Below are 26,093 nucleotides of genomic sequence, written 5' to 3' on the forward strand. Positions count from 1 at the left end.
CGCAGCGGAGTAGCGAGGATTCGCCAAGACTCAAAGGCTTAGCTAATCTGAATGTTCAGCGCCGCCTAGAGCGCACGAGGTCGCCCAGGCTCACCGGGCACACTCGATAACATCGGTCCAGCAGAAACGGGCCCAACCAAGACCGTTCGACTATCGACTTCGATCACCATCGATCGAGCCACAACGAGGAGCCCCACCATGGCCAAGCACAGCCGCCGTGACTTCCTGCGCCACAGTCTGCTGGGCATCGCCGCCCTGCCTCTGGGCGCTGGCGTACTGTCCCGCACCGCCCTGGCCCAGAGCCTGCCGCGCCTGGATACCGACAACGCCCAGGCCAAGGCGCTCGGCTACGTCGAGAACGCCAGCGACGCCAGTGGCAACGCCGCCTACGAAGAGGGAGAGACCTGCGCCAACTGCATGTTCTTCAACGCCGAGACCGAAGGCTGCCAGCTGTTCCCGCAGAACAGTGTGGAGCCGGGCGGGTGGTGCCAGTCCTGGACCGCCAAGCCTTGACGTCTGGCTGACCCAGCGTCGGATTTACCAGGGGTAGGCTGAAAAGAACTCGCCCCTGAGCCACACCAGAACGACAACACCCCGGGCCGATGGCCCGGGGTGTTGTCGTTTGCCGCTCTTGCCGAGTCTCAAGCGCCTTCTTCGCTGTCCGGCAGCGGCCACTGATAGCGACGCACCACCTCGTCGCCGTCCCAGGACTCCAGCTTGACCGGAAAGCCCCACAGTTGATGCAGATGACGGATCACCGGATAGACACTGCGTGCCAGCGGTCGCCGCTGATCCTGCACGTGGCGCAGCGTCAGCGAACGATCACCACGGATATCCGCCTCGTAGACCTGAATATTGGGCTCACGCAGCGACAGCGCATACTGCGTGGACAGCGCCTCGCGCACCCGCCGGTAGCCTCGCTCATCGTGGATGGCGCCGACTTCCAGGGTCTCCTCCTGATCATCGTCGACGATCTGGAACAGCTTCAGATCGCGAATCACCTTGGGCGAGAGAAACTGCTGGATGAAGGACTCGTCCTTGAAGTCGCGCATGGCAAAGTTCAACGTCTCGCGCCAGTCACTGCCGGCGATGTCGGGGAACCACTCGCGGTCCTCGTCATTGGGCGCCTCGCAGATACGCTTAAGGTCGGTGAAGATGGCGAACCCCAGGGCGTAGGGGTTGATGCCGTTGTAGTAGGGGCTATCGAAGGCCGGCTGACTGACCACGGCGGTATGCGACTGCAGGAACTCGAGGATCAGCCCCTCGTCCACCGCGCCCTCGTCGAACAAACGATTCATCAGGGTGTAGTGCCAGAAGGTCGCCCAGCCCTCGTTCATCACCTGGGTCTGGCGCTGGGGGTAGAAGTACTGGGCCAGCTTGCGCACGATACGCACCACCTCGCGTTGCCAGGGCGCCAGCAGCGGAGCGTTCTTCTCGATGAAGTACAGCAGGTTTTCCTGGGGCTCCGGCGGATAACGCCCGCCGCCTCGCAGCCCCAGCGGATCGTCCTCGGACGCCATGGGCTCTGCGATGCTGCCCACATCACCGGTTGGAATGGTGCGCCACAGGGTGTTGACCTGGGTCTGCAGGTAGTCTTCGCGTTCCTGCTGACGGCGAGCCTCCTCCTCGGGAGATACCGGGGACGGACGCTTGTAGCGGTCGACGCCATAATTCTGCAGGGCGTGACAGGCGTCGAGCAGCTGCTCCACCGCCTGGACACCGTGGCGCTCTTCGCACTGGCTGATGTACTTGCGGGCGAACACCAGGTAGTCGACGATCGAGGAGGCGTCGGTCCAGGTCCGAAACAGATAGTTGCCCTTGAAGAAGGAGTTGTGGCCATAGCAGGCGTGCGCCATGACCAGCACCTGCATCATCAGGGTGTTCTCTTCCATCAGGTAGGCGATGCAGGGATCTGAATTGATCACCAGTTCGTAGGCCAGCCCCATCTGACCACGCCGATAGGCCTGCTCCACCGCCAGAAACTGCTTGCCGAAGGACCAGTGGTGATAGCCCACCGGCATGCCGACGCTGGCGTAGGCGTCCATCATCTGCTCGGTGGTGATGATCTCGATCTGGTTGGGGTAGGTATCGAGCCGGTACTCGTCTGCCAGTCGCGCGATCTCGGCCTCGAACTCGGTGAGATCGTCAAAGCTCCAGTCGGAGCCGGTGGCGATGGGCTTGGCGTGGCGCTTGGTCAAGGTGGTCATGGAGCTCCCCTCCTCTCCGGGGCTCTATCATCGCCCGGAGTTGCGTAGCGCTTGTTCAGGGGCCGCAAGGCCCCGGTCGGCTGTCGAGTCGACCGAGGGGTCAACTCTCGGCGCGACGCTTGAACAAGGCACGGAACACCGGATAGATATCCCCCGGCTCGACGATCTGACGCATGGCGAAACGGTCAGGATAGGCCGCCTCCACCCGCTCGTACTCTTCCCACAGGGCCTGGTGGGCGTGGGGCGTGATCTCCACGTAGGTGAAGTACTGCAGGCGCCCCATCAGAGACTTGGTCAGGAGCTCACGACAGTTCACCGAATCATCGTCCCAGTTGTCGCCATCCGAGGCCTGGGCCACGTACAGATTCCACTGCCCCGGCGGGTAGCGCTTGTCGATGATCTCGTCGACCAGGGTCAAGGCGCTGGAGACGATGGTGCCGCCGGTCTCCCGGGAGTAGAAGAACTCCTCCTCGTCGACCTCCTTGGCGGCGGTATGATGCCTGACGAAGACCAGCTCGACCCGCTCGTAGCTACGCTCGAGAAACAGGTACAGCAGCAGGAAGAAGCGCTTGGCGATGTCCTTGTGGGCCTGGGTCATCGACCCGGAGACGTCCATCACGCAGAACATCACCGCCTTGCTCGATGGCTGGGGCTGGTTGATCAGGTGGTTGTAGCGAAGATCGTAGGTGTCGATGAAGGGCACCGCCTCCAGGCGCCGCTCCAGGCGCTCGATCTCGTCCTTGAGCTCCTGGATGCGGGCGGGGTTTCGGAGCACCGGATCCTTGCGCTCCTCGACCTCCAGTGCCTCCTGAGCCTCGCGCAGGGCGCGACGAATGGGCGCCCGCATGGCGATACGTCGGGCCTGGGCCTCGCGCATGGAGCGCACGATGTTGATCCTCGCCGGCACCCCGTCCCGGGACACCCCGGCGCGCACCGGCCGCACCTCCTCGACGTCGACCAGCGGCTTGCGCTCCAGGTGGGGCAACTCCAGGCCGTCGAAGACAAACTCGAGAAATTCCTCCCGCGTCAGGGTGAAGGCGAACTCGTCCATGCCCTCACCCTGATTGGAAGCGCCGCCTTCGCCGCTGCCATCGCCACCACCGCCGCCACCGTCCGGACGGCGCAGGCGATCCCCTTCCTGAAATTCGCGATTGCCCGGCGCGACGATGGAGCGACGCCCCCCACTGCCGTGCTGGAATACCGGCTCGGAGATATCACGGCTCGGGATCGAGACCTTCTCGCCGCGCTCCATGTCGGTGATGGAACGGCGATTCACCGCCTCCTCCACGGAGCGCTTGATATGGGTCCGATAACGGTCAAGAAAGCGCTGGCGGTTGACCGCGCTCTTGTTCTTGGCGTTGGCTCGGCGATCGATGAAGTAGGTCATGGGACCTCCTGGGCGCAGTCGACAAGGGTGGCAGGCACCGGGACGCTCCCGGTGCCTTCACGGCTACTGCGACTTGCGCACCCTCAGGTACCACTCCGACAGCAGGCGCACCTGCTTCTCGGTGTAGCCTCGATCCTTCATCCGCGCCACGAAGTCCTCGTGTTTCTTGATGTCGGCAGAGGATGCCTTGGCGTTGAAGGAAATCACCGGCAGCAGCTCCTCGGTGTTGGCGAACATCTTGTGCTCGATCACACCACGCAGCTTCTCGTAGGACTGCCAGCCCGGATTCATGCCGTTGTTCTGGGCACGCGCCCTGAGCACGAAGTTGACCACCTCGTGGCGGAAGTCCTTGGGATTGGAGATGCCCGCCGGCTTCTCGATCTTTTCCAGCTCGTCATTGAGCGACTGGCGATCGAACAGCTCGCCGGTCTCGGGATCCCGGTACTCCTGATCCTGGATCCAGAAGTCGGCGTAGGTGACGTAGCGGTCGAAGATGTTCTGACCGTACTCGGAGTAGGACTCCAGGTAGGCGGTCTGGATCTCCTTGCCGATGAAGTCGACGTAGCGCGGCGCCAGGTACTCCTTGATGTAGCGCAGATAACGCTCGAAGGTTTCCTTGGGCAACTGCTCCTGCTCCAGACGCTGCTCCAGCACATACAGCAGGTGCACCGGATTGGCCGCCACCTCATGGTTGTCGAAGTTGAACACCTTCGACAGGATCTTGAAGGCGAAGCGTGTGGACAACCCGTCCATGCCCTCGTCCACCCCGGCGCTGTCGCGATACTCCTGGATCGACTTGGCCTTGGGATCGGTGTCCTTCAGGTTCTCGCCGTCATAGACCCGCATCTTGGAGTAGACGCTTGAGTTCTCCGGCTCCTTGAGCCGCGACAGCACCGAGAACTGGGCCAGCATGCGCAGGGTATCCGGCGCGCAGGGAGCCTGGTTGAGCGAGGAGTGCTCGAGCAGCTTCTTGTAGATGTTGATCTCTTCGGAGACCCGCAGGCAGTAAGGCACCTTGACGATGTAGACCCGGTCGAGGAAGGCCTCGTTGTTGCGATTGTTGCGGAACGCCTGCCACTCGCTCTCGTTGGAGTGGGCCAGCACGACGCCATCGAAGGGTATCGCGCCCATGCCCTCGGTGGGGTTGTAGTTGCCTTCCTGGGTGGCGGTCAGCAGCGGGTGCAGCACCTTGATCGGCGCCTTGAACATCTCGACGAACTCCATCAGGCCCTGGTTGGCTCGACACAGGCCACCGGAGAAGCTGTAGGCGTCCGGATCATCCTGGGAGTAGAGCTCGAGCTGGCGGATGTCCACCTTGCCCACCAGCGAGGAGATGTCCTGGTTGTTCTCGTCGCCAGGCTCGGTCTTGGAGATGGCGATCTGATTGAGCCGCGAGGGATACAGCCGCACCACCCGGAACTGGGAGATGTCACCACCGGACTCCTTGAGTCGCTTGGCTGCCCAGGGCGACATCACGCTGCGCAGGTGGCGACCGGGAATGCCGTACTCCTTCTCGAGCAGCTCGCCGTCCTCTTCGGGCGAGAACAGGCCAAGCGGGGACTCGTGCACCGGAGAACCCTTGATGGCGTAGAACGGCACTTTTTCCATCAACAGCTTGAGCCGCTCGGCCAACGACGACTTGCCGCCCCCCACCGGCCCCAGCAGGTAGAGAATCTGCTTTTTCTCTTCCAGGCCCTGAGCGGCGTGGCGGAAGTAGGCCACGATCTGCTCGATGGCCTCCTCCATGCCATGGAATTCACTGAACGCCGGGTAGCGGCGTATCACCTTGTTGGAAAAGATCCGCGCCAGCCTCGGGTCCTTGGCGGTGTCGATCACCTCCGGTTCACCGATGGCCTCCAGCATGCGCTCTGGCGCACTGGCGTAGACGGAAGGGTCTTGACGGCAGAGTTCCAGATATTCCTGCAGGGACATTTCTTCCTGCTGGACGCGAGCGAAGCGGTTCTGCACGTGGTCGAAGATGCTCATCGATGCCTCCTGTGATGCCCGGGACTCGATCTGGACGACGTCACCCACCCTTGCCTGCCATCGCCCTTGTCGAGGGGGTACTCTCAGCGTAGAACAGCATTAGCCAATGACGATGCTCGGATCTTCAACGCTGAACGTCCTTACCTATAAGAACTCATGCCAGCAGAAGCGTTTCATTGTCCAGACGTAATTCGACCTAAGAGGGTCAAGAGGCACCAAAGCCGAGGTAGCCGACGGCCGGGAAGCCAGCGCCGGACGCCACCTGCCCGGTCCTCATGAGGCACGACAGCGCACCTCCTGAGGATTACCGAATCTGCATATTTTATTGTCGACAATCCTACAGTGACGCCGCCAGACGCACGCCCTGATCGATGGCGCGCTTGGCGTCCAGCTCCGCTGCCTTGTCCGCCCCACCGATGATCGACACCCGAACGCCGGCGGCCTCAAGTGGCGCTACCAGCTCACGCACCGACTCCTGCCCGGCACACACCACCACACTGTCCACGGCCAGGGTGCGCTCCTCGCCGTCAACGCTCAGATGCAGGCCCTGGTCGTCGATACGCTGATACTCGCAGCCGGGTATCGCCTGGACTCCCCGATGGCGCAGCGAGGCCCGATGCACCCAGCCAGAGGTAGTGCCGAGCCCCTTGCCGGGCTTGGAGCTCTTGCGCTGCAGCAGAAAGACCTCCCGCGGTGACTCGGGACGCTGTGCGGGCTTGAGCCCTCCCGGCGCGCTCACTGCGAGATCCACGCCCCACTCGTCACACCACTCGGCCAGGGGGTCGTCACCCGGGGCGACGTGGGTCAGTAGCTCCGCCACGTCAAAGCCGATACCGCCGGCGCCGATGATGGCGACCCGCCGCCCGACCCGGCCGGGTGACTCGATTGCCTCTGCGTAGCTCAGCACACTTGGATGATCGGCACCGGGCAACTGAAGCTGGCGGGGACGGACGCCGGTGGCCAGCACCACATGATCAAAGCCCTCGAGGTCGGCCAGCGTTGCCTCACAGGACAGCCTGACGTCGACACCGGTCTTGTCGAGCATGACCCGGAAGTAGCGCAGCGTCTCGTCGAACTCCTCCTTGCCGGGGATCCGACGGGCAAAGTTGAACTGCCCACCCAGACTGGCCTGGCGCTCGAACAGGGTGACCCTGTGGCCCCGCTCGGCGGCACTGACGGCGGTAGCGAGTCCGGCAGGACCGCCCCCTACCACCGCCACCCTCTGCGGCGTGGCGGCCGTCTCCAGCGACAGCTCGGTTTCGTGACAGGCGCGAGGGTTGACCAGGCACGAGGTCAGCTTGCCCTGGAAGGTGTGGTCGAGGCAGGCCTGGTTGCAGGCGATGCAGGTGTTGATCTCGTCTGCCCTGTCGCCACGAGCCTTGGCCACCCAGGCGGGGTCGGCCAGCAGAGGCCGGGCCATGGAGACCATGTCGGCGTGGCCCTCGGCGAGCACCCGTTCGGCCACCTCGGGCATGTTGATGCGGTTGGTGGTGATCAGCGGAATCGTCACCGCCTGACGCATGCGCCGGGACACCTCGGTAAAGGCCGCCCGCGGCACACTGGTGACGATGGTCGGCACCCTGGCCTCGTGCCAGCCGATGCCGGTGTTGATGACGTCGGCACCGGCGGCTTCCACCGCCCGCCCCAGGGCGATGACCTCGTCATGGGTGCTGCCGTCCTCCACCAGGTCGATCATCGACAGCCGGTAGATCAGCAGAAAACGATCCCCCACCGCCGCACGTACCCGGCGCAGGATCTCCAGCGCAAAGCGACAGCGATTGTCGAAGTCGCCGCCCCAGCGATCCTGGCGCTGATTGGTGCGCCGACAGATGAACTGATTGATCAGGTAGCCCTCGGAGCCCATGATCTCGACGCCATCGTAGCCGGCCTGCTGGGCCAGGCGCGCGCAGCGCACGTAGTCGTCGATCTGCCGCTCCACATCTTCGTCAGTGAGCTCACGCGGGGTAAAGGGGTTGATCGGCGCCTGGATCGCCGACGGCGCCACCAGCTCCGGCGAGTAGGCGTAGCGCCCAGCGTGCAGGATCTGCATGCAGATGCGTCCGCCCTCGGCGTGCACCGCCTCGACGACCTGACGGTGTCCCTCGAGCTGGTCCTCGCTGGTCAACTGCGAGGCCCCCTGGAAGACGGCGCCTTCGGCGTTGGGGGCGATGCCGCCGGTCACAATCAGCGCCACTCCCTCGCGGGCGCGCTCGGCGTAGAAGGCGGCAAGACGCTCGAAGCCGCGCGGTGCTTCTTCCAGGTTGGTATGCATGGAGCCCATCAGCACACGATTGGGCAGGCTCAGATGGCCCAGGCGCAAGGGAGTGAAGAGCTGGGGATAGGCGGTCACGGGGCGGTCCTTCGCAGCACAGGCTGCGCGTTGTTGTTGGCGGTGTCGGATGGCGCGCTCACACAATTGGCGCCACTCATCGACCAATTTCAAACAACTGTATGATAGCAGTCTACCCTCTGCCACCCCCCTCGATGAAAATGCGCGCAAAACGCATCGTCGGGCAAAGGTTTCTTTCCGGCCAGCTCCGGGGCTAGCTCTTGAAAGGGCCCCTGAAACAGCTCCTGAAACAGCTCCTGAAACAGCTCCTGAAATAGCCCCTGGAATCGCCCTCCTGGAACAGCTCTCTGGATAGCCCTCCAGTCAACCCTCGTCCACCACCGCTGACCTGACGCACACGAAAAAGGCCCCGCTGCGTAGCAGCGGGGCCTTCCGAAATAAGCGCCGGTAACAGGACCGGACTTTTCCAGCGAACTGGATCAAGTGAAACTGGCGGACCGGACGGGACTCGAACCCGCGACCTCCGGCGTGACAGGCCGGCATTCTAACCAACTGAACTACCGGTCCGCGTGGTGGGTGATACCGGATTCGAACCAGTGACCCCCAGCATGTGAGGCTGGTGCTCTAACCAACTGAGCTAATCACCCACGTTATTTCACACGGTGCGATGTCTCGAGTTTCCTGAAGACGTCGTCTTTGGCTTGTCATCGTGGCGGACCGGACGGGACTCGAACCCGCGACCTCCGGCGTGACAGGCCGGCATTCTAACCAACTGAACTACCGGTCCGCAATGATGACCAATTCGAGAAGAGACGCTGGCGGACCGGACGGGACTCGAACCCGCGACCTCCGGCGTGACAGGCCGGCATTCTAACCAACTGAACTACCGGTCCAGCGCTCTCTACTCTACGTGTCCATCCATCATTTTCATGATGGTGGGTGGTACAGGGTTCGAACCTGTGACCCCCAGCTTGTAAGGCTGGTGCTCTCCCAGCTGAGCTAACCACCCCTGGTCACGTGGCGCTGCATTCTACAGAACATCCGGGGGATGTCAACGCGCTCCACGCATCTTTCTCGTTTTTTTTGTCCCGACTTTTGCCCGTGCATTCATCGACTTGGGCCGAAAGCCAGACGGCGCAAGGGCTGGCGCCACAGCGCCGTGATATCCACCCTTGCAGAAAGAAGCGCTCACGACTTGCCCATGGCGTCCGCGGTAGCGCGCGCCGCCTTAGCCATCAGGTCCTGACGCGACAGTCCACTCAAGCGCCGCGGCGACCAGTCGTGGTCACCATCCTCGAGCCATTCAAGACGCGCATGCGCCGGCAACTCATAGCCCGCCACCTCGTCTCGAGTACCGAAAGGGTCCCGGGTACCCTGCAGCACCACCAGAGGGCAAGCCAGCGACGGCCAGTGATCCAGCCGCAGGCGCTCGGGCTTGCCCACGGGATGAAAGGGGTAGCCAGCCAGCACCAGCCCCGGTGCACCGTCCTCGGCGGCCAGCAGACTGGCCACCCGCCCGCCCATGGACTTGCCGCCGAGCCACAGCGCCCCTGGCACCATCTGCGACAAAACGTCACGCCAGAGGCGCATTTCCTCCACCAGCCGAGCCACCCTGGGCGGCGGCCGCCGACGCCCCGCCGCACGCATCTCGCGCAGATAGGCAAACTCGAATGACAGCGTCTGTACGCCGGCCCGGGCCAGCGCCGCGCGCCATTCAAGCAAAAAGGGTGAATCGTGTCCGGCACCGGCCCCATGCGCCAGCAACAACACGTCTCGGCAAGGTGGTCCCTCCAGGATCACCGGCGCCAGGTCGGGCACCTGCCACTCGCCACGGTGCCCGGCGGCGAGTGCCTGGCTGAATTCCTGAGTAAAAGCGTCGGGTAAAACGAGTTGTGACACGGCCAAGTTTCCAAAGTTCACTGCCACCAGAGGCTAAGTTCTTCTCACTGCCAGGCTGGGCTAGAATTCTGAGTGGTTGTTGATCTGCATCATTCTGAGGCAATTGCCGGGCAGGCACTATGGCCGGGGGATCGTCCCCTTTACGCGATCGATGGGAAACTGATCATGAGCACAGCATTTGAACATCCGACCTACAACTACAAGGTGGTCCGGCAGTTCGCGATCATGACGGTGGTGTGGGGCATCGTGGGCATGACCCTCGGTGTGATTCTCGCCGCCCAACTGGTCTGGCCGGAACTCAACCTTGGCTTGCCCTGGACAAGCTTCGGTCGGCTTCGCCCGCTGCATACCAATGCGGTCATCTTCGCCTTCGGCGGCTCCGCCCTGTTCGCGACGTCCTACTACGTCGTCCAGCGCACCTGCCAGGTGAGGCTGATCAGCGACAAGCTGGCCGCCTTTACCTTCTGGGGCTACCAGGCGGTCATCCTGTGCGCGGTCGTCACCCTGCCGCTGGGCCTCACCGAGGTCAAGGAATACGCCGAGCTGGAATGGCCCATCGACATTCTGCTCGCGGTGGTGTGGGTGACCTACGCAGCCGTCTTCCTCGGCACCATCAAGGTCCGCAAGACCTCCCACATCTACGTGGCCAACTGGTTCTTCGCCGCCTTCATCCTGACCGTTGCCGTACTGCACATCGTCAACAGCGCGGCCCTTCCGGTCACCGCCACCTACTCCATCTCCATCTACTCCGGCGCCATCGACGCCATGGTGCAGTGGTGGTACGGCCACAACGCGGTAGGCTTCTTCCTGACCGCCGGCTTCCTCGGCATGATGTATTACTTTGTGCCCAAGCAAGCCGAGCGCCCGGTCTACTCCTACCGCCTGTCCATCGTCCACTTCTGGGCGCTGATCATGGTCTACATGTGGGCCGGCCCCCACCACCTGCACTACACCGCCCTGCCGAACTGGGCGCAGTCGCTGGGCATGGTGATGTCGATCATTCTGCTGGCGCCCTCCTGGGGCGGCATGATCAACGGCATGATGACCCTCTCCGGGGCCTGGCATAAGCTGCGAACCGACCCGACCCTGCGCTTTCTCGTCGTCGCGTTGTCGTTCTACGGCATGTCGACCTTCGAAGGCCCGATGATGGCGGTGAAGACCGTCAACGCCCTGTCCCACTACACCGACTGGACCATCGGTCACGTCCACGCCGGCGCCCTCGGCTGGGTCGCGATGATCACCATCGGCTCGATGTACCACCTGATTCCACGCCTGTTCGGTCACACCGAGATGTACTCCGTCAAGCTGGTGGCGGTGCACTTCTGGCTGGCCACCATCGGCACCGTGCTGTACATCGCCGCGATGTGGGTCAACGGCATCCTGCAGGGCCTGATGTGGCGCGCCATCAACGAAGACGGCACCTTGATGTACACCTTCGTCGAGACCGTCGAGGCCAGCGGCCCCGGCTACATCGTGCGCCTGATCGGTGGCCTTTTCTGGGTGACCGGCATGCTGATCATGGCCGTCAACGTGGCCATGACCGTCAAGGGTTCCGCCAAGCGCGGCGCGCCCCTGCCCCAGACCGCCTGAGTCAACGAAGGACCGAGACTGACATGAAACACGAGATCATAGAAAAGAACGTCGGTTTGATGGCGGTGCTGGTGCTGGTGGTGATCAGCTTCGGTGGCCTGGCCGAGATCGTACCGCTGTTCTTCCAGAAGCAGACCACGGAGCCGGTCGAGGGCCTCGAGCCGCTGTCCGCACTGGAACTGGAAGGCCGGGACATCTATCGCCGCGAAGGCTGCGTCGGCTGTCATTCGCAGATGATTCGCCCCTTCCGTGCCGAGACCGAGCGCTATGGCCACTACAGTGTGGCCGGTGAATCCGTCTACGAGCACAACTTCCTGTGGGGGTCCAAGCGCACCGGCCCGGACCTGGCCCGCGTCGGCGGTCGCTACAGTGACGACTGGCATCGTGCCCACCTCTACAACCCGCGGGACGTGGTGCCGGAATCGGTGATGCCGGCCTACCCCTGGCTGTTCGAGAACACCCTGGACGGCGAGGACACCCCGGCCAAGATGCGCACCCTTCAGAAACTGGGCGTGCCTTACACCGACGAGCAGATCGCCAACGCCACCAGCGAGGTCCGCGGTGAGCGTGAAATCACCGCCCTGGTCGCCTACCTGCAGCAGCTTGGCACGGTGTTGCCCAGCTCGGCGAAGAGCCCGTAACCATGGATATCGGAACCTTTCGCGGCATCTTGACCGGCATCCTGCTGATCGCCTTCCTGGGCCTGGTGGCCTGGGCCTACTCGAGCCGCCGCAAGCGCGAGTTCGATCAGGCGGCGCAGCTGCCGTTCGCCGACGACGACGAACAACCGAATCGTGACCGCACGGCCGAGCGACAGGCCGATTCCCGAGAGGACAGGGGAGAGAAGAACACATGAATACGCTTTGGGGTGATGCCCTCTCAGGCTTCTGGAGTGCCTGGATCATCGTCATCACGCTCGGCACCATCGGCTTTGCGTTCTGGCTTCTGTGGGCCAACCGCAAGACCGACAAGCGCCCTGACGCCGACGGCACCGTCGAGACCACCGGCCACACCGCCGACGGTATCGACGAATACGACAACCCGCTGCCTCGCTGGTGGTTTCAGCTCTACGTTGCCACGGTGATCTTTTCCCTGGGCTATCTGGTGCTGTATCCGGGCCTCGGCAACTTCGCCGGTGTGCTGGGCTGGAGCCAGGAAGGTCAGTGGGAGGAAGAGGTCGCCCAGGCCGAAGAGCGCTTTGCACCGATCTTCGAGAAGTACCAGCAGGTACCCATCCCGGAACTCGCCCAGGACGGTGACGCCATGCAGGTGGCCGAGCGCATCTTCCTCAACAACTGCGCCATCTGCCACGGTTCCAACGCCAAGGGCGGCTACGGCTTCCCCAATCTGACCGACGACGACTGGCTCTACGGCGGCGAGCCCGAGCACATCGTCACCACCATCAACAACGGACGCAATGGCCTGATGCCGTCATGGCAGCAGCTCGGCGCGGACAATATCGAGAACCTGACCCAGCATGTGCTGTCGCTGTCCGGCCAGGCCGAGGACGCCGAACGTGCCGAAAAAGGCGGCGCCGTCTTCACCTCGGTGTGTGCCGCCTGCCATATGCCTGACGGTACCGGCAACCAGGCGCTGGGCGCGCCCAATCTGACCGACGACAGCTGGCTGTACCAGGCACCGGGCCAGAGCCTGGCCGACTCCGTGCGTCAGACGCTGCGCAACGGCCGCAACGGCCATATGCCGGCGCAGGCCGCCTACATCGGCGAGGAGCGGGTCCACCTGGTCGCCGCCTATGTCTATGGTCTGAGCCAGAATCAGGACCAGAGTCAGTAGTGACCCCAGCGGGATCGCTCCCGCGGCGAGTGCGGCGCTTGGCCGCACTCGCCACCCACCTACCCGTCAATCGCTAGACTGGGGCTTCGGCCCCATCGACGCGATGTGAGTCTGCCATGAGCGACAAGATCCCTGCCCACGACGTCACCGACCCTGCGGTGTCGCACCATTCCCCCGACAGCCAGAGCATGTACGAGAGCCGCCGGCACATCTACGTACGCGAGATCAAAGGCGTGTTCCAGCGTGTTCGTCGGGTCGCCAACTGGGCGCTGATGCTCGGTTTTCTGCTGCTGCCCTGGATTCCCTGGGGTGATCGACCGGCGGTCTGGTTTGATCTGCCGGGGCGCGAATTTCATATCTTCGCCGCCACCTTCTACCCCCAGGAATTCGTGCTGCTGTCCTGGCTTTTGATCATCTGCGCCTTCGGCCTGTTCTTCATCACCGTCTTTGCCGGTCGAGTATGGTGCGGTTACACCTGCCCCCAGAGCGTCTGGACCTTCCTGTTCATCTGGGTCGAGCACCGCATCGAGGGGCCGCGCAATCGTCGCATCAAGCTCGACAAGCGCTCCTGGGACGCCGACAAGGCCTGGCGCAAGAGCGCCAAGCACGCCATCTGGCTGATCATCTCGGCGGCCACCGGCATCACCTTCGTCGGCTACTTCACTCCGATCGGTGGCCTGGTGACGGACCTTGCCACCCTGTCGGCCAGCGGCTGGTCCTATTTCTGGGTCGGCTTCTTTATCGTCTTCACCTACCTGAACGCCGGTTGGCTGCGCGAGCAGGTCTGCCTGTACATGTGCCCCTACGCCCGCTTCCAGTCGGTGATGTTCGATCGCGACACCCTGATCGTGTCCTACGACTACCACCGCGGGGAGCCTCGCGGCCCGCGCAAGCGCAACGCCGACCCGGCAGAGCAGGGCCTTGGCCACTGCATCGACTGCGACCTCTGTGTTCAGGTCTGCCCGACCGGCATCGATATCCGCGACGGTCTGCAGTACCAGTGCATCACCTGCGCCGCCTGCATCGACGCCTGCGACAGCGTAATGGACAAGATGGGCTACCCCCGTGGCCTGGTGCGTTACACCACCGAGCACGCCCTCGACGGCAACAAGACCCACCTGTTGAGGCCTCGACTGATCGGCTACCTGGTCGCCCTGGTGGTGATGATCGGCTTGTTCGTCTGGACCATCGCCGACCGCACACCGCTGGATGTGGATGTGGAGCGCGATCGCGCTCGGCTCTACCAGACACTGACCGATGGACGCATCGCCAACTCCTACGCCATGACCGTGCGTAACCTCGACAACCGCCCTCATCGCTACGTGATCGAGGTAGCCGGCATCGAGGGTCTCGAGAGCGACACCACCGCCATCGAGGTTCCCGCCAACCAGTCCCGCCAACTGGTGATGACCTTGAGCGTGAATCCTGATCAGATGGAACAACGTAGTGCCGATATCAGCGTTCGCGTCCTCGCCGAGGACGATCCGTCCGTGGCCATCGAACGTGAAAGCCGATTTATAGGAGTTACCCCCTGATGTCCCTGTCCGATCCCCAGGTGCCGCCCTGGTACAAGCAGTTCTGGCCCTGGTTCCTGATCGCCCTGCTGCTGTCGTCGGTCACCTTCAGCATGGTCTACCTGGCCTTCTCGATCCGCTACTTCGACGGTTCGGTGCCGGACGATTACTACAAGGAAGGTCTGGCCATCAACGTCCAGCTCGAAAAGCAGCAACGTGCCGAGGCGCTGGGGCTGGCGGCCGAGCTGCGCATCGACGCCACCACCGGCGACGTGGTGGTAACACTCGATGGCGACGAACGCCCAGAGCGGCTGGATCTGGCGCTGAAGTTCCCCACCGATGGCGCCCGCGACCGGGCACTGGTGCTGACCCACACCCGTGAAGGCCACTATGTCGGCACCCTCGAGCGCAATCTGCGCTATCGCTGGTACCTTCAGCTGCAGCCCCACGCAGAAGGCGCGTCGGGACAGCAGCCTGAATGGCGCCTGACCGGCGAGGCAGAGTTCCCGCGGGAGACCTCCGTGCGCCTGACACCGGGACTCTGATGGCGGCCTCGTGCTACCACTGTGGCGCCCCGGTGGAGGCCACAGCATCCTGGTCGATCACCCTGGATGGCCAGCGCCATCCGCTGTGCTGCCCGGGCTGCGAGGCGGTGGCCCAGGCCATCGTCGGCGGCGGCCTGGACAGCTACTATCGCTTTCGCACCGCCCTGCCGGAGCGCCCATCGCCGACACCCGCCGACGAGGCCCGCTATCAGGTATTCGACGATCCGGGCCTGCAGGATCGTTTCGTGCGTCAGGATGGCGACACCAAGGTAGCGACCCTGGCGGTGGATGGCATCACCTGCGCCGCCTGCGCCTGGCTGATCGAACACCGCCTGAATGCCCTCGACGGCCTGGAGAGCTGCGCTGTCAATCTTTCCCAGCATCGCCTTCAGGTGCGCTGGGATCCCGAACGCCTGTCGCTGTCGCGCCTGCTGGCCGAGATGGCCGCCATTGGCTATCCCTCCCAGCCCTACGAGCCGGACCAGGCCCAGCAGCGGCTCAAGCAACAGTCGCGCCAGATGATAAGGCGCCTGATCGTGGCGGCAGTCGGCATGATGCAGGTGCTGATGTTTTCCATCCCGCACTACGTCGACGGCGGTGATCTCAGCACCGAGTTCGAGCGTCTGTTTGCCTGGCTATCGCTGGCGCTGACCACTCCGGTGGTACTGTACTCGGCCCAACCCTTCTTCGTCGGCGCCCTGCGCAATCTGCGAACCCGCGTGCTGGGCATGGATGTGCCGGTGGCGCTGGCCATCGGTGGTGCCTTCGTCGCCAGCACCTGGTCGGTCGTGAGCGACTCCGGGGACCGCTACTTCGACTCGGTCAGCATGTTCACCTTCTTCCTGCTGTTCGGACGCTACCTGGAGTCTCGCGCCCGTACCCACTACGGCCGCAGCGGCAATGCCCTGGCCAGCGCGCTGCCGAGTGCCGCGGTGCGCCTCGACGAGCAGGGCGATGAACGCGTCATCCCCGCCAGTCAGCTGGTCCCGGGGGACCGGGTTCGGGTCAGCCCCGGCGCCCAGATTCCTGCAGATGGCACCCTTACCTCGGGCCTGGCCCAGATCGACGAGTCGCTGCTGACCGGCGAATCGCTGCCCTGCCTGCGTCGCCAGGGAGATACCGTGCACGCAGGTACCCTGTGCATGGACAGCCCGATCGAAGTGATGGTCACCCGCGTCGGCGACGATACCCGCGCCGCCGGCATTCTCGATCTCACCGACCGTGCCTTCGCCCATCGTCCACGTATCGCCCGCCTGGCCGAGCAGGTGGCCCATCGCTTCGTGTTGAACCTGCTGGTCATCACCGCCCTGGTGGCGCTGGTCTGGAGCCTGATCGACCCTAGCCGCAGCCTGTGGATCACCCTGTCGGTACTGGTGGTGACCTGCCCCTGCGCCCTGGCGCTGGCGACCCCCACCGCCCTGACCGTGGCCCACGGCCGGCTGAGACGTGCCGGGGTACTGGTGACCCGAGCCGATGCGCTGGAGACCCTGGCCGGCCTCGATCGCGTCGTCTTCGACAAGACCGGCACCCTGACCCGGGGGCGTATGCAACTCGCCGAACACCGGCCGCTGAGCGACGACGAAGGAAGCGCCAACAATGGCGAGATGGACGCTGCCGCCAAGCGCCGGCATCTGGCACTGGCGGCGGCACTGGAGACCGGCTCGGAGCACCCCATCGCCCGTGCCTTCGCTGCCTGGCGCGACGCCAGCTGCCAGGCCAGCGAACTGCGCAATCACCCGGGTCAGGGCGTGGAAGGCGTGATCGACGGCCGGCGCTGGCGACTGGGCCAGCCGCGTTTTGCCTGCCTGGGCCAACCCGTTACTGAGCTCCCTGGCGCAGGGCTTTGGCTGCTGCTGGCCTGCGAAGGCAAGCCCCAGGCCTGGTTCAAGCTCGACGATCAGCCCCGTGACGACGCCGCCGAGACCCTCGCCGCCCTCGCCCAGCGGGGGCTTGCCATCGAGATCCTGTCGGGCGACCGCGCAGTCAACGTCGGCCAGCTGGCCCGCACGCTGGGCGTCGATCAGTGGCGTGGCGAGGCCACCCCCGAGGACAAGCTCGGGCACTTGAAGGCGCGACAGGCACAGGGTGAAAAGGTGGCCATGGTCGGTGATGGCATCAATGACGTGCCGGTACTGGCCGGCGCCGACCTTGCCATCGCCATGGCCGGGGCCAGCGACCTCACCCGCACCCGCGCCGATCTGGTATTGCTGGGCGAACCGCTCACGGGTATCGTCGAAGCCATCGAGGTGGCCCGCCAGACCCGTCGCATCATTCGCCAGAATCTGTCCTGGTCGGTGCTCTACAATGTCGTGGCGCTGCCCGCAGCGGCGCTGGGCTTCGTGCCCCCATGGCTTGCCGCCATCGGCATGTCACTCAGCTCGTTGCTGGTCATCGGCAATGCCCTGCGTCTGCGGCGCGGACGCACCAGGCCGACCGCGACACCTTCACCCGTCACCGCAAGCCCCGGCCCATGAGCATCCTTTACCTGTTGATACCCTTGTCGTTGATCCTGCTGGGCCTGGCGGTCTGGGCCTTCTTCTGGGCGGTGCGCAACGACCAGTTCGAGGACCTCGAAGGCCCCGCCTATCGCATCCTGTTCGAGGATGAGGACGACACTCGCAGTGCCGATGACGGCGCTTCCTCGTCCGAAACGCCTGCGCAGACATCCGATCGTGATCCATCGTCCAGAGGGCCTGAGTGAATCCTACCGGCCTCGAGCTGCCTCCCATGATGGCGGCCTTCGTGTTTGGCCTGCTCGGCGGTGCACACTGTATTGGCATGTGCGGCGGTATCATGAGCGCCCTGACCTTTGCCATCCCACCCAGCATGCGTCAACCTTGGCGGGTGAGCACACTTGTGCTCGGCTACAATGTAGGTCGTATCACCAGCTACTGTGTGGCGGGCGCTCTGGTTGCCGCCCTGGGTTCGGTGATCGGCCTTTCGCCGACCCTGCGTGGCCTGATGCAGATCGTCGCCAGCCTGATGTTGATCCTGATGGCGCTTTACATTGCCGATCTATGGAAAGGCCTGCGTCACGTCGAGGCACTGGGACGTCACCTCTGGAGGTACCTGGAACCCGCAGGCAGACGCCTGTTGCCGGTGGTGCGTCTGCCCCAGGCGGTGGCGCTGGGCGCCATCTGGGGCTGGCTGCCCTGTGGCCTGGTGTACTCGATGCTGGCCTGGAGCCTGGCACGGGCCGAGCCCCTCGAGGGCGCACTGCTGATGGCGAGCTTCGGTCTTGGTACGCTTCCGGCGCTGGTGGTGACGGGCCTCGCCGCAAGACAAATGCAGGCCCTGCTGGCGCATCGGGCAACACGCCTTGTCGCCGCTGGCATGATCATCGCCTTTGCCGTCTGGCAACTTTGGACTGGGCTGCACCAATGACGCATCCTACCTCTAAGTTATTAATCCTAAAGAGGTAGACGCCACTTTTAGCTGATCTGAGGGTGTAGAATAGTGCCATCAACGTGCTGTACGGGCGACGTCTGTTCTCCCCATGGCCCAGTCAATATCGATCCCAGATCCACAGGAGCTGCGAATGAGTCCTACGGCCCAAGATCGGCGGCGTCCCATGCTGCATGAGACTCGCTGTGAGTCCTGCAGCCTGAGTTCCTTGTGCCTTCCGCTGTCGCTGGAGACCGCCGACCTCGAGCGCTTCGATTCCATCATCCGTCGTCACCCGCCGATCAAGAAAGGCACACGATTGGTCGAGCAGGGAGATCGCTTCACCAGCGTCTTCGCGGTCCGATCGGGGAGTCTCAAGCAGATCACCACCGAAGGCAGCGGCGAAGCTCAGTTGACCAACTTCTTCCTGCCCAGTGAACTGGTTGGCCTGGATGGCATCGACGACGGCCGCTATCCCGGCAGCGTGGTGGCGCTGGAGACCACCACGGTGTGCGAGATTCCCTTCGACCGCCTCGATGCGCTGACCCAGACCCTACCGGAGCTGCGTGCCCAGCTGTTTCGCACCCTGAGCAAGGAGCTGCGAGAGGACCGCCGGATGATGCAGCTGCTGTCACGCAAGACCGCCGATCAGCGCCTGGCCTGCTTCTTCCTCGGCCTGTCGGACCGCTTCCGCCGCCGCGGCTATTCACCGTTCAGCTTCCGCCTGTCCATGTCCCGCGCCGACATCGGCAATCACCTGGGGCTGGCGGTGGAAACGGTCAGCCGTATCCTCGGGCGTTTCCAGCAGCAGGATCTGGTGGCGGTATCGGGACGTGAGGTCAATATCCTCGACCTGACCGCGCTGTCGACCCTGGCCGACACCGAAGTTACCTGAGCGGGCCTGGCGGCAGTGTGCCGGGCTTGGCCAGCAGCGCCCGGTACCCAGGATCTGGAAAGCAAAGCGTAATAGATGGCGTGTGACAAGAAAGAGGCCGCATCCGGAGATGCGGCCTCTTTTGCTGTCATGGCGTCATGCACATTCGCTGTTGGCGAGATCAGCCGGCATCCACCACGTCGATGCGCCGGGCCTGGCGTTCGGCCTGTACGGCCTCCAGCCCCTCGAAGTCGAACAGTTGCCGATCCGCCAGCTGCGACGGCGCCACATTGGTCACCGCCTTGAACATGCTCTCGAGGCGCCCGGGATGCTTGACCTCCCACTCGGCCAGCATCTCCTTGACCACCTGGCGCTGCAGGTTGGGCTGGGAACCACACAGGTTGCACGGGATGATCGGGAACTCCATCGCCTCGCTGTAGGCCTGGATATCGGCCTCGCGGCAGTACGCCAGCGGGCGGATGACGATGTTCTTGCCGTCGTCGGAGAGCAGCTTGGGCGGCATCGCCTTGAGGCTGCCACCGAAGAACATGTTCAGAAACAGCGTCTCGAGAATGTCCTCGCGGTGGTGGCCCAGGGCGATCTTGGTCGCCCCGATCTCCTCGGCGAAGCCATAGAGAGAGCCGCGCCGCAGGCGTGAGCAGAGCGCGCAGGTGGTCTTGCCCTCCGGCGTCTTCTCCTTCACCACCGAATAGGTGTCGCGCTCGAGGATGTGGTAGTCCACGCCGATACTGTCCAGATAGTTCGGCAGCACATGCTCCGGAAAGCCCGGCTGCTTCTGATCCAGATTCACCGCCACCAGCGAGAAGTTGACCGGCGCGTTGCGCTGAAGGCTGCGCAGGATCTCGAGCATGGTGTAGCTGTCCTTGCCACCAGACAGACACACCATGATCTTGTCGCCTTCCTGGATCATGCCGTAGTCAATGATGGCGTTGCCGGCCTGGCGGCGCAGGCGCTTCTGCAGCTTGTTGAACTCACGCCGTGCCTTGGCCTGAACTTGGGCTTCCGTCTGATCGCCATCCGCAGCAGGGTCGGCCGGGCTGACACCGGCATCGATCGAGAGATGGTCATCCTCGGGGGTACGGGGATCGAACAGGGTGGCGGAGGCGGACTGTGGCGACATGGGAGCGGGACATCACGGCTGAAAATGAAAGAGGCGCCAGTCTACCATCCGGACGCTTTAGTGGCGAAGAGGTCAGCGACCGCTTACCCCGGCGAGGACAATACGGGAGAGGCTTTTCGTCGGCAGCACATCGGAAACCGCCAAGGACGACACCGCCGTAGTGGCGCCCTTGCGCGTCGTGGCCTGGTCTGGTCTGGTCTGGCAAGTCGAAGAACGCAAGTGCCTGTCAGCCAGGCCCTAGGCGCTGTCCGAAAAGTCGACGAGCGAAGGTTAGACAAGGCAAAAATCGGTGAGAAAGCGCAGTTTACGGGGTGTAAATGAGCATTTTGATCCGATTTTTAACGCCGTATTACCGAGCGCAGGCACTTTTCAGACAAGCCCTAGACGACGTTCAGCGCCAGCAGATAGCGCACCACCACGCCCAGCAACAGCAGCAGGATGCCGGCACGTTGCCAGCCAAACTCGCGCACGGTCAGGGTCAGGCGCTTCTCCCAGAACTTGACCATGCCCCACAGGTCCCGGGTACGGCGATAGTACTGGAGGTAGGCCACCAGCACCGAGACCAGGCCCAGCGCCAGCAGCGTGGGCTCGAGAAGGGTCAACATGGCGTGCAGACTCATGACAGGATCTCCTTGCAGGTGAATGGTTGCCGGTGCGGGCGGCACCGGGTCAGCGCGGATGGCGGCAACGGGTCAGCGCGATGGCGCCGTGAGTGCCCCGCTCTCCAGGCGCAGATGCATCAGCGCCGTGGTGACGGCGTCGCCCAGGGCCGTATGGCGTCCCATGATCGGGACTCCCAGTCGCTCTGCCAATTGTTCAAAGGTCGGCTGCACCTCGATTTCCGGGTGACTTCGGCGCAGCCGCTTGCGGTACTGCTGGGCCACGTCGATGGTGGCGTTGGGCAGCGAGAAGCCGAACTCCGCCTTCAGGTAGCGATCCAGCATGGCCAGGTCGAAGTCGATACACCAGCCGACCAATGGGCGATTGCCGATAAATTCCAGCAGCGTCGTCAAGGCCTCGCGCACCTCGAGGCCGCCTTCCAGGTCGACCCCTCGCAGGCGATGGATGCAGATGGAGTCTCCACTCAGGCTGGCAGGAGGCGCGAGCCGCAGGTCCAGCGACTCGCTGGTCAAGACGCGATCGTCACGAATGCGTACCGCAGCGATGGACACCAGCTCCGCATGACGGGTATCCAGACCGGTGGTTTCGCAGTCCAGGGACACCAGCTCATCGCCGGTATAGGGATTGAACAGCCAGGCGAAATCGCCATCGGCCTGCCGACGCCTGTCGGCCACACGCCTGATCGCTCTCAGCATCGGGTACTCTCCCAAGCGAAACCATTGACGCCAAGGCAGCTTGCCCTGGGGGGCTGCCTCGACACTCATGCATACTCCAGGTGATAGCGGTGGGACAGGCTGGCCTTGAACTCCTTGACCAGATGCAGCGCCTCGCGCAGCAGGTCCCGCTCCAGCGAATTGAGCGACTGAACCACCACTCTGTCCGGGGCGTCCGTAGCCCGGGCATCGTCGCGCCGGTAGGCCAGCTGCGCCCGAAGCCGCAGCTCACAGAACAGCGACAACGCCTCGCCGAGATCCTCCGCCACCACCCGCTCGATGCGCCCGAGTGACGCCAGCGCCGCCAGCCGGTCGTGGGTCGAGGTCTCGCGCAGCCCGCACTCCAGTGCCATGGTGCGAACACCATGGACGATAGGAAAGATGCCACCCTTCTTGATGTCGACGCCGTGCTCGGGCTTCTTCAGCGTTCCAAACAGGGTCAAGGGCGTCGAGAACCGCAACACCCCCCTCGCCAGATGGGTCAGCAACAGTTCATTGCCCCGTGTTTCTTCGATCAGCACGTCGTGGAGTCGGTCCACCAGGGCAAAGTCACCGGCCACCCCCGAGGCGTCGGCAAGCACCGCCAGACGCATCAGGCTTTCTCCGTCGGGTTCGCTGACCCAGCGACGGATGCGCGCGCGCCATTGCGCAAGGGTGCCGACCCACTGGGGGTTGGAGACCATGATGTTGCCCGGGCAGCGCGGATAGCCCAGATCGTCGAGCACGCTGGTGAACCGCGCGGTATCTGCGCTGAGCTCGTCCCACTGCTGGTCATCGGCCAGGATCAGCGCATTGTCCTGGTCGGTCTTCAGGATCTGCTCGCCGCGCCCTTCGCTGCCGAGCACCAGCAGACAGGCGCGCTCGCGCTGAGGGGCCGGCATCGAGAAGTGCCAGGCCTTGCTGATGATGCGCCCATTGAGCGCCGACAGCATGCCCATGGCGAAGCGCATGCGTACCCCCTGGGCCATCAGCGCCTCGACCAGCTCCGGCGCACGCTGACTTGCTTCGCTGAGCGAGGCCAGGGTCGTCGCCTGCTCGACCTGCAGGCTGACCACGTAGCTGCGGCTGGAAAAGAAGCTGAGCACATCGGTCAGCTCCACGACACCGATCAGCCGCTGGCCCTGAAGCACCACCACCCTGGCCACCTTGTGGCGGGTCATCTCGATCAGTGCCTCGAACAGGTACTGGCTTTCGTCCACCGTCACCAGCGACAGATGAGCGATGCCACCGACCTCGGCATTACCGTCGCACCCCTCCAGCACCAGGGCCTCGAGCAGGTCGGTCTTGGTCAGCATGCCAGGACCATCGGGCGTCTCGACCAGCAGGCTGTCGGCGCCCTTGTCCTTGAGGGTCAGCACGGCGTCGCGAATGCATGTCGTCGAGCCGACCTTGAGCGGTTCACGCATGCACTCGTTCACCCGGGCGAGCATGAATCCGGCCAGGGTGACCCCGCCCTCGGCGCGACGTTCGGCCAGCAAGCGCGTCTTGCTGATCAGGCGCTGGTGAAAGTAGTCCGAGAAGGCGGCGTTGTTCTCGCACAGCGACAGAAACAAGGTGTGCGGCATCAGATAACACAGGCTTTCTTCTTCGGCGACGAAGCGGTAACGGCTCTGGCCGTTGATCACGCTGATGGCACCGAACAGATCGCCCCCGGTGTAGTGGCCGATGCGCCCCCCGGCGGGGCCCTCGGCCGGGTCCAGTTCGGCGACTTCGCCCTTGTGGATCACAAAGACGAACTCGCCGGACTGCCCTGCATCGAGGATCACGTCATCCCGCCCGTAGTAGGCGATATCCAGCCCGCCCAGGACCCGCTCGCGCTCGGCCTCGTCGAGCAATGAAAACGGTGGATGAGTGAAGTCGATGTCGATCATGTCTGCTCCATGACCGACCCCGGCGAGGCCGGGGTCGGGGAGTGTTGTCGTCTGGCAGGGGGCGACGGATGGTGGGCCGACGCCCCTGCCTGATGGCCCGCTCTAGTGAGCGTGGGCCTCACCCGCGCCTCTCGGCACACGCACGTTCTCCACCAGTTCCTGGATGTGCTCCGGCGGTGCCGCGGTTGCCCGCGAGACCACGAAGGCCACAACGAAGTGGAGGATCATGCCGAGGGTACCGATACCCTCCGGCGAGATGCCGAACCACCAGATCGAAGGATCGGTGTTGATGAACTTGGTGTAGACGATGTAGATGAAGGTGAAGCTCAGACCCAGCACCATGCCGACGATGGCCCCTTCGCGGTTCATGCGCTTGTCGAAGATGCCAAGCAGGATCGCCGGGAAGAAGGACGAGGCAGCAAGACCGAAGGCAAAGGCCACCACCTGGGCCACGAAGCCCGGCGGGTTGATGCCGAAGTAGCCGGCTACCACCACCGCCACCGCAGCAGCACTACGCGCCGCCAGCAGCTCCCCCTTCTCGCTGAGGTTGGGATTGATCTGCTTCTTGATCAGGTCATGGGACACAGCCGCCGAGATCACCAGCAACAGACCGGCTGCGGTGGACAGCGCCGCGGCCACGCCACCGGCGGCCATCAAGGCGATCACCCAGGCCGGCAGGCCGCCGATCTCGGGGTTGGCCAGCACGATGATGTCGCGGTCGATATAGACCTCGTTGGGGCTGTCGGTAGGCGTATTGGTCACCACCCGCTGCCCGTGCTCGCCAGGAGTTTCCTCTTCCAGCGGGCCGCTTTCGAAAGTCGGCTTGCCCTCGAACGGTGCGCCCGGCCCCATCTGCACACGACCGTCGTCGTTCTTGTCGAGCCAGCCGATCAGGCCCACGCCTTCCCAGCTCTTGAACCAGGCCGGTGCCTCTTCGTAGCTGGTCTCGTGTACCGTCTCGATGATGTTGGTGCGGGCGAACACGCCGACCGCCGGAGCGGTGGTGTAGAGCAGTGCGATGAACACCAGCGCCCAGCCGGCGCTGACCCGGGCGTCACGCACCCGAGGCACGGTGAAGAAGCGCACGATGACGTGGGGCAGACCCGCGGTACCGCACATCAGGGCGGCGGTGATGAAGAACACGTTGATCATCGGCTGGCTGCCGTCGGTGTAGGGCGTGATGCCCAGATCCGTCAGCAGACCGTCGAGACGATCGAGAATGTACTGGCCGCTGTCGTTGCCGGCGGCATCGACGAAGGTGGCACCGAGCCCGGTCTGCGGCAGCACGTGGCCGGTCATCATGATCGACAGGAACACCGCCGGCACGATGAAGGCGGTGATCAGCACGCAGTACTGGGCCACCTGGGTGTAGGTGATGCCCTTCATGCCACCGAGCACCGCGTAGAAGAACACGATGACCATGCCGATGACCACGCCCAGATTGACCTCGACCTCGAGGAAACGGGCGAAGACGATACCGACGCCGCGCATCTGACCGGCGACATAGGTAAAGGACACGAAAATAACGCAGATGACCGCCACGGTACGGGCGATATTCGAGTAGTAACGGTCACCGATAAAGTCTGGCACCGTGAACTTGCCGAACTTGCGCAGGTAAGGCGCCAGCAGCATGGCCAGCATGACGTAGCCACCGGTCCAGCCCATCAGGTAGACCGAGGCGTCGTAACCCAGATAGGCGATAAGGCCCGCCATGGAGATGAAAGAGGCCGCCGACATCCAGTCTGCCGCGGTAGCCATGCCATTGGCGGCAGGGTGGACGCCGCCGCCGGCGACGTAGAAATCCTTGGTAGACCCGGCACGCGACCAGATCGCGATACCGATGTAGAGCGCGAAGGACGCCCCTACAAATATATAGGTAAGTAGTTGTACATCCATGGAATCAATTCCCGTTCATTGACGTTATTTTGCGGGTGTCACTGTTCGTGGACGTCGTACTCTTCATCGAGCTTGTTCATCTTCCAGGCATAGAAAATGATCAGCACGATAAAGGTGTAGATGGATCCCTGCTGTGCAAACCAGAAGCCGAGCTTGAAGCCAAAGAACTGGATATTGTTGAGTACATCCACCAGCAGAATGCCGAAGCCATAGGAGACGATGAACCATACGGCCAGACAGCCGAGGATGGTTCGTATGTTTCGTTTCCAGTAGGCCTGTGCGCTCTTGTCTAGCATAAGGCTACCCTCAAGAAGTGGTTTGATCGCCAAATGCCGCCGCAAAGACGACACAAAGGCTCGAGAAGCAGACTAGACAAAATGG

The 26,093-nt window shown here is 63.7% G+C and carries 22 protein-coding genes and 5 tRNA genes; 11 read left to right on the forward strand and 16 right to left on the reverse strand.

From position 1 onward, the window contains the following. The first annotated feature begins 198 nt into the window (after nt 1-198). Nucleotides 199-513, forward strand: coding sequence for a high-potential iron-sulfur protein (locus tag EBB56_RS03410; RefSeq protein WP_045992144.1), 315 nt, complete (start codon nt 199-201; stop codon nt 511-513). A 128-nt stretch (nt 514-641) separates the two neighbouring features. Here the strand turns inward: EBB56_RS03410 and EBB56_RS03415 are convergent, their stop codons facing one another. The 10 genes from EBB56_RS03415 to EBB56_RS03460 form a co-directional block, all read right to left on the reverse strand. Beyond that, nucleotides 642-2,207, reverse strand: coding sequence for a SpoVR family protein (locus tag EBB56_RS03415; RefSeq protein ID WP_124802780.1), 1,566 nt, complete (start codon nt 2,205-2,207; stop codon nt 642-644). 100 nt (nt 2,208-2,307) lie between these two features. Beyond that, entirely contained in the window at nt 2,308-3,594 is a 1,287-nt protein-coding gene (locus EBB56_RS03420) for a YeaH/YhbH family protein (protein WP_045992146.1), read from the reverse strand. Between the two features lie 63 nt (nt 3,595-3,657). Next, on the reverse strand, nt 3,658-5,580 hold the full coding sequence (locus EBB56_RS03425) for a PrkA family serine protein kinase (protein ID WP_108131323.1): 1,923 nt from the start codon (nt 5,578-5,580) through the stop codon (nt 3,658-3,660). Nucleotides 5,581-5,917: 337 nt separating this feature from the next. Further along, the gene (locus EBB56_RS03430; protein WP_124802782.1) at nt 5,918-7,930 is read right to left on the reverse strand and encodes an NADPH-dependent 2,4-dienoyl-CoA reductase; all 2,013 of its coding nucleotides are present in this window, start codon (nt 7,928-7,930) and stop codon (nt 5,918-5,920) included. A gap of 430 nt (nt 7,931-8,360) precedes the next feature. Further along, nucleotides 8,361-8,437 (reverse strand) — tRNA-Asp (locus EBB56_RS03435). A 3-nt stretch (nt 8,438-8,440) separates the two neighbouring features. After that, a tRNA-Val gene (locus EBB56_RS03440) sits at nt 8,441-8,517 on the reverse strand. 63 nt (nt 8,518-8,580) lie between these two features. Continuing rightward, nucleotides 8,581-8,657: transfer RNA gene (locus tag EBB56_RS03445), tRNA-Asp, on the reverse strand. 29 nt (nt 8,658-8,686) lie between these two features. Further along, nucleotides 8,687-8,763 (reverse strand) — tRNA-Asp (locus EBB56_RS03450). 40 nt (nt 8,764-8,803) lie between these two features. Next, nucleotides 8,804-8,879 (reverse strand) — tRNA-Val (locus tag EBB56_RS03455). A 179-nt stretch (nt 8,880-9,058) separates the two neighbouring features. Continuing rightward, on the reverse strand, nt 9,059-9,769 hold the full coding sequence (locus tag EBB56_RS03460; protein ID WP_124802784.1) for an alpha/beta family hydrolase: 711 nt from the start codon (nt 9,767-9,769) through the stop codon (nt 9,059-9,061). Between the two features lie 165 nt (nt 9,770-9,934). On the opposite strand from EBB56_RS03460, the gene ccoN reads away from it, so the two are divergent. The 10 genes from ccoN (at nt 9,935) to fnr (ending at nt 19,491) form a co-directional block, all read left to right on the forward strand. Continuing rightward, a complete protein-coding gene (ccoN, locus tag EBB56_RS03465; RefSeq protein ID WP_045992149.1) occupies nt 9,935-11,359 on the forward strand; it encodes a cytochrome-c oxidase, cbb3-type subunit I in 1,425 nt (474 codons plus the stop codon). A gap of 23 nt (nt 11,360-11,382) precedes the next feature. Beyond that, nucleotides 11,383-12,000 (forward strand): cytochrome-c oxidase, cbb3-type subunit II, encoded by a 618-nt coding sequence (gene ccoO, locus EBB56_RS03470; protein WP_108131320.1) that lies wholly within the window; start codon nt 11,383-11,385, stop codon nt 11,998-12,000. Between the two features lie 2 nt (nt 12,001-12,002). Continuing rightward, on the forward strand, nt 12,003-12,215 hold the full coding sequence (locus EBB56_RS03475; RefSeq protein ID WP_045992151.1) for a CcoQ/FixQ family Cbb3-type cytochrome c oxidase assembly chaperone: 213 nt from the start codon (nt 12,003-12,005) through the stop codon (nt 12,213-12,215). Further along, nucleotides 12,212-13,153 carry a cytochrome-c oxidase, cbb3-type subunit III gene (gene ccoP / locus EBB56_RS03480; RefSeq protein ID WP_045992152.1) on the forward strand — a complete coding sequence of 314 codons (942 nt, stop codon included), beginning with the start codon at nt 12,212-12,214 and terminating at the stop codon, nt 13,151-13,153. The genes EBB56_RS03475 and ccoP overlap by 4 nt, the downstream gene beginning before the upstream one ends. Before the next feature lie 116 nt (nt 13,154-13,269). After that, entirely contained in the window at nt 13,270-14,688 is a 1,419-nt protein-coding gene (gene ccoG / locus EBB56_RS03485) for a cytochrome c oxidase accessory protein CcoG (RefSeq protein WP_260425276.1), read from the forward strand. Continuing rightward, complete coding sequence (locus tag EBB56_RS03490) at nt 14,688-15,212, forward strand: FixH family protein (RefSeq protein ID WP_124802786.1); 525 nt, start codon at nt 14,688-14,690, stop codon at nt 15,210-15,212. Before ccoG ends, EBB56_RS03490 begins: the two co-directional genes overlap by 1 nt. Beyond that, the gene (locus EBB56_RS03495) at nt 15,212-17,686 is read left to right on the forward strand and encodes a heavy metal translocating P-type ATPase (protein WP_124802787.1); all 2,475 of its coding nucleotides are present in this window, start codon (nt 15,212-15,214) and stop codon (nt 17,684-17,686) included. The genes EBB56_RS03490 and EBB56_RS03495 overlap by 1 nt, the downstream gene beginning before the upstream one ends. Then, nucleotides 17,683-17,913, forward strand: a complete 231-nt coding sequence (gene ccoS / locus EBB56_RS03500; protein WP_253555352.1) for a cbb3-type cytochrome oxidase assembly protein CcoS — start codon at nt 17,683-17,685, stop codon at nt 17,911-17,913. The genes EBB56_RS03495 and ccoS overlap by 4 nt, the downstream gene beginning before the upstream one ends. Continuing rightward, on the forward strand, nt 17,910-18,596 hold the full coding sequence (locus EBB56_RS03505) for a sulfite exporter TauE/SafE family protein (RefSeq protein ID WP_108131317.1): 687 nt from the start codon (nt 17,910-17,912) through the stop codon (nt 18,594-18,596). Before ccoS ends, EBB56_RS03505 begins: the two co-directional genes overlap by 4 nt. A gap of 154 nt (nt 18,597-18,750) precedes the next feature. Further along, nucleotides 18,751-19,491 (forward strand): fumarate/nitrate reduction transcriptional regulator Fnr, encoded by a 741-nt coding sequence (fnr, locus tag EBB56_RS03510; protein ID WP_045992157.1) that lies wholly within the window; start codon nt 18,751-18,753, stop codon nt 19,489-19,491. A gap of 160 nt (nt 19,492-19,651) precedes the next feature. Here the strand turns inward: fnr and ttcA are convergent, their stop codons facing one another. The 6 genes from ttcA to EBB56_RS03540 form a co-directional block, all read right to left on the reverse strand. After that, the gene (gene ttcA / locus EBB56_RS03515) at nt 19,652-20,611 is read right to left on the reverse strand and encodes a tRNA 2-thiocytidine(32) synthetase TtcA (RefSeq protein WP_083970319.1); all 960 of its coding nucleotides are present in this window, start codon (nt 20,609-20,611) and stop codon (nt 19,652-19,654) included. 380 nt (nt 20,612-20,991) lie between these two features. Beyond that, complete coding sequence (locus EBB56_RS03520; RefSeq protein WP_239452527.1) at nt 20,992-21,231, reverse strand: hypothetical protein; 240 nt, start codon at nt 21,229-21,231, stop codon at nt 20,992-20,994. Between the two features lie 72 nt (nt 21,232-21,303). Further along, nucleotides 21,304-21,996, reverse strand: a complete 693-nt coding sequence (locus tag EBB56_RS03525; RefSeq protein ID WP_311767522.1) for a 3'-5' exonuclease — start codon at nt 21,994-21,996, stop codon at nt 21,304-21,306. Beyond that, on the reverse strand, nt 21,993-23,816 hold the full coding sequence (locus EBB56_RS03530; RefSeq protein ID WP_108131316.1) for a DUF294 nucleotidyltransferase-like domain-containing protein: 1,824 nt from the start codon (nt 23,814-23,816) through the stop codon (nt 21,993-21,995). Before EBB56_RS03530 ends, EBB56_RS03525 begins: the two co-directional genes overlap by 4 nt. Nucleotides 23,817-23,918: 102 nt before the next feature. Continuing rightward, nucleotides 23,919-25,712 carry a sodium:solute symporter family protein gene (locus tag EBB56_RS03535; protein ID WP_108131315.1) on the reverse strand — a complete coding sequence of 598 codons (1,794 nt, stop codon included), beginning with the start codon at nt 25,710-25,712 and terminating at the stop codon, nt 23,919-23,921. 38 nt (nt 25,713-25,750) lie between these two features. Beyond that, nucleotides 25,751-26,008, reverse strand: coding sequence for a DUF4212 domain-containing protein (locus EBB56_RS03540; RefSeq protein ID WP_045992160.1), 258 nt, complete (start codon nt 26,006-26,008; stop codon nt 25,751-25,753). Nucleotides 26,009-26,093: the final 85 nt, after the last annotated feature.

Origin of the sequence: Halomonas sp. YLB-10 (assembly GCF_003856855.1) — a bacterium.
Classification (GTDB): domain Bacteria; phylum Pseudomonadota; class Gammaproteobacteria; order Pseudomonadales; family Halomonadaceae; genus Halomonas; species Halomonas litopenaei.

What these genes read in the sequence shown, in the direction of transcription:
- EBB56_RS03525 (WP_311767522.1), bottom strand. Translation starts at nt 21,996, where the DNA reads ATGAGTGTCGAGGCAGCCCCCCAGGGCAAGCTGCCTTGGCGTCAATGG.
- EBB56_RS03425 (WP_108131323.1), bottom strand. Translation starts at nt 5,580, where the DNA reads ATGAGCATCTTCGACCACGTGCAGAACCGCTTCGCTCGCGTCCAGCAG.
- EBB56_RS03475 (WP_045992151.1), top strand. Translation starts at nt 12,003, where the DNA reads ATGGATATCGGAACCTTTCGCGGCATCTTGACCGGCATCCTGCTGATC.
- ttcA (WP_083970319.1), bottom strand. Translation starts at nt 20,611, where the DNA reads ATGTCGCCACAGTCCGCCTCCGCCACCCTGTTCGATCCCCGTACCCCC.
- ccoP (WP_045992152.1), top strand. Translation starts at nt 12,212, where the DNA reads ATGAATACGCTTTGGGGTGATGCCCTCTCAGGCTTCTGGAGTGCCTGG.
- fnr (WP_045992157.1), top strand. Translation starts at nt 18,751, where the DNA reads ATGAGTCCTACGGCCCAAGATCGGCGGCGTCCCATGCTGCATGAGACT.
- ccoN (WP_045992149.1), top strand. Translation starts at nt 9,935, where the DNA reads ATGAGCACAGCATTTGAACATCCGACCTACAACTACAAGGTGGTCCGG.
- EBB56_RS03530 (WP_108131316.1), bottom strand. Translation starts at nt 23,816, where the DNA reads ATGATCGACATCGACTTCACTCATCCACCGTTTTCATTGCTCGACGAG.
- EBB56_RS03410 (WP_045992144.1), top strand. Translation starts at nt 199, where the DNA reads ATGGCCAAGCACAGCCGCCGTGACTTCCTGCGCCACAGTCTGCTGGGC.
- ccoG (WP_260425276.1), top strand. Translation starts at nt 13,270, where the DNA reads ATGAGCGACAAGATCCCTGCCCACGACGTCACCGACCCTGCGGTGTCG.
- EBB56_RS03520 (WP_239452527.1), bottom strand. Translation starts at nt 21,231, where the DNA reads ATGAGTCTGCACGCCATGTTGACCCTTCTCGAGCCCACGCTGCTGGCG.
- ccoS (WP_253555352.1), top strand. Translation starts at nt 17,683, where the DNA reads ATGAGCATCCTTTACCTGTTGATACCCTTGTCGTTGATCCTGCTGGGC.
- EBB56_RS03490 (WP_124802786.1), top strand. Translation starts at nt 14,688, where the DNA reads ATGTCCCTGTCCGATCCCCAGGTGCCGCCCTGGTACAAGCAGTTCTGG.
- EBB56_RS03540 (WP_045992160.1), bottom strand. Translation starts at nt 26,008, where the DNA reads ATGCTAGACAAGAGCGCACAGGCCTACTGGAAACGAAACATACGAACC.
- ccoO (WP_108131320.1), top strand. Translation starts at nt 11,383, where the DNA reads ATGAAACACGAGATCATAGAAAAGAACGTCGGTTTGATGGCGGTGCTG.
- EBB56_RS03535 (WP_108131315.1), bottom strand. Translation starts at nt 25,712, where the DNA reads ATGGATGTACAACTACTTACCTATATATTTGTAGGGGCGTCCTTCGCG.
- EBB56_RS03495 (WP_124802787.1), top strand. Translation starts at nt 15,212, where the DNA reads ATGGCGGCCTCGTGCTACCACTGTGGCGCCCCGGTGGAGGCCACAGCA.
- EBB56_RS03420 (WP_045992146.1), bottom strand. Translation starts at nt 3,594, where the DNA reads ATGACCTACTTCATCGATCGCCGAGCCAACGCCAAGAACAAGAGCGCG.
- EBB56_RS03415 (WP_124802780.1), bottom strand. Translation starts at nt 2,207, where the DNA reads ATGACCACCTTGACCAAGCGCCACGCCAAGCCCATCGCCACCGGCTCC.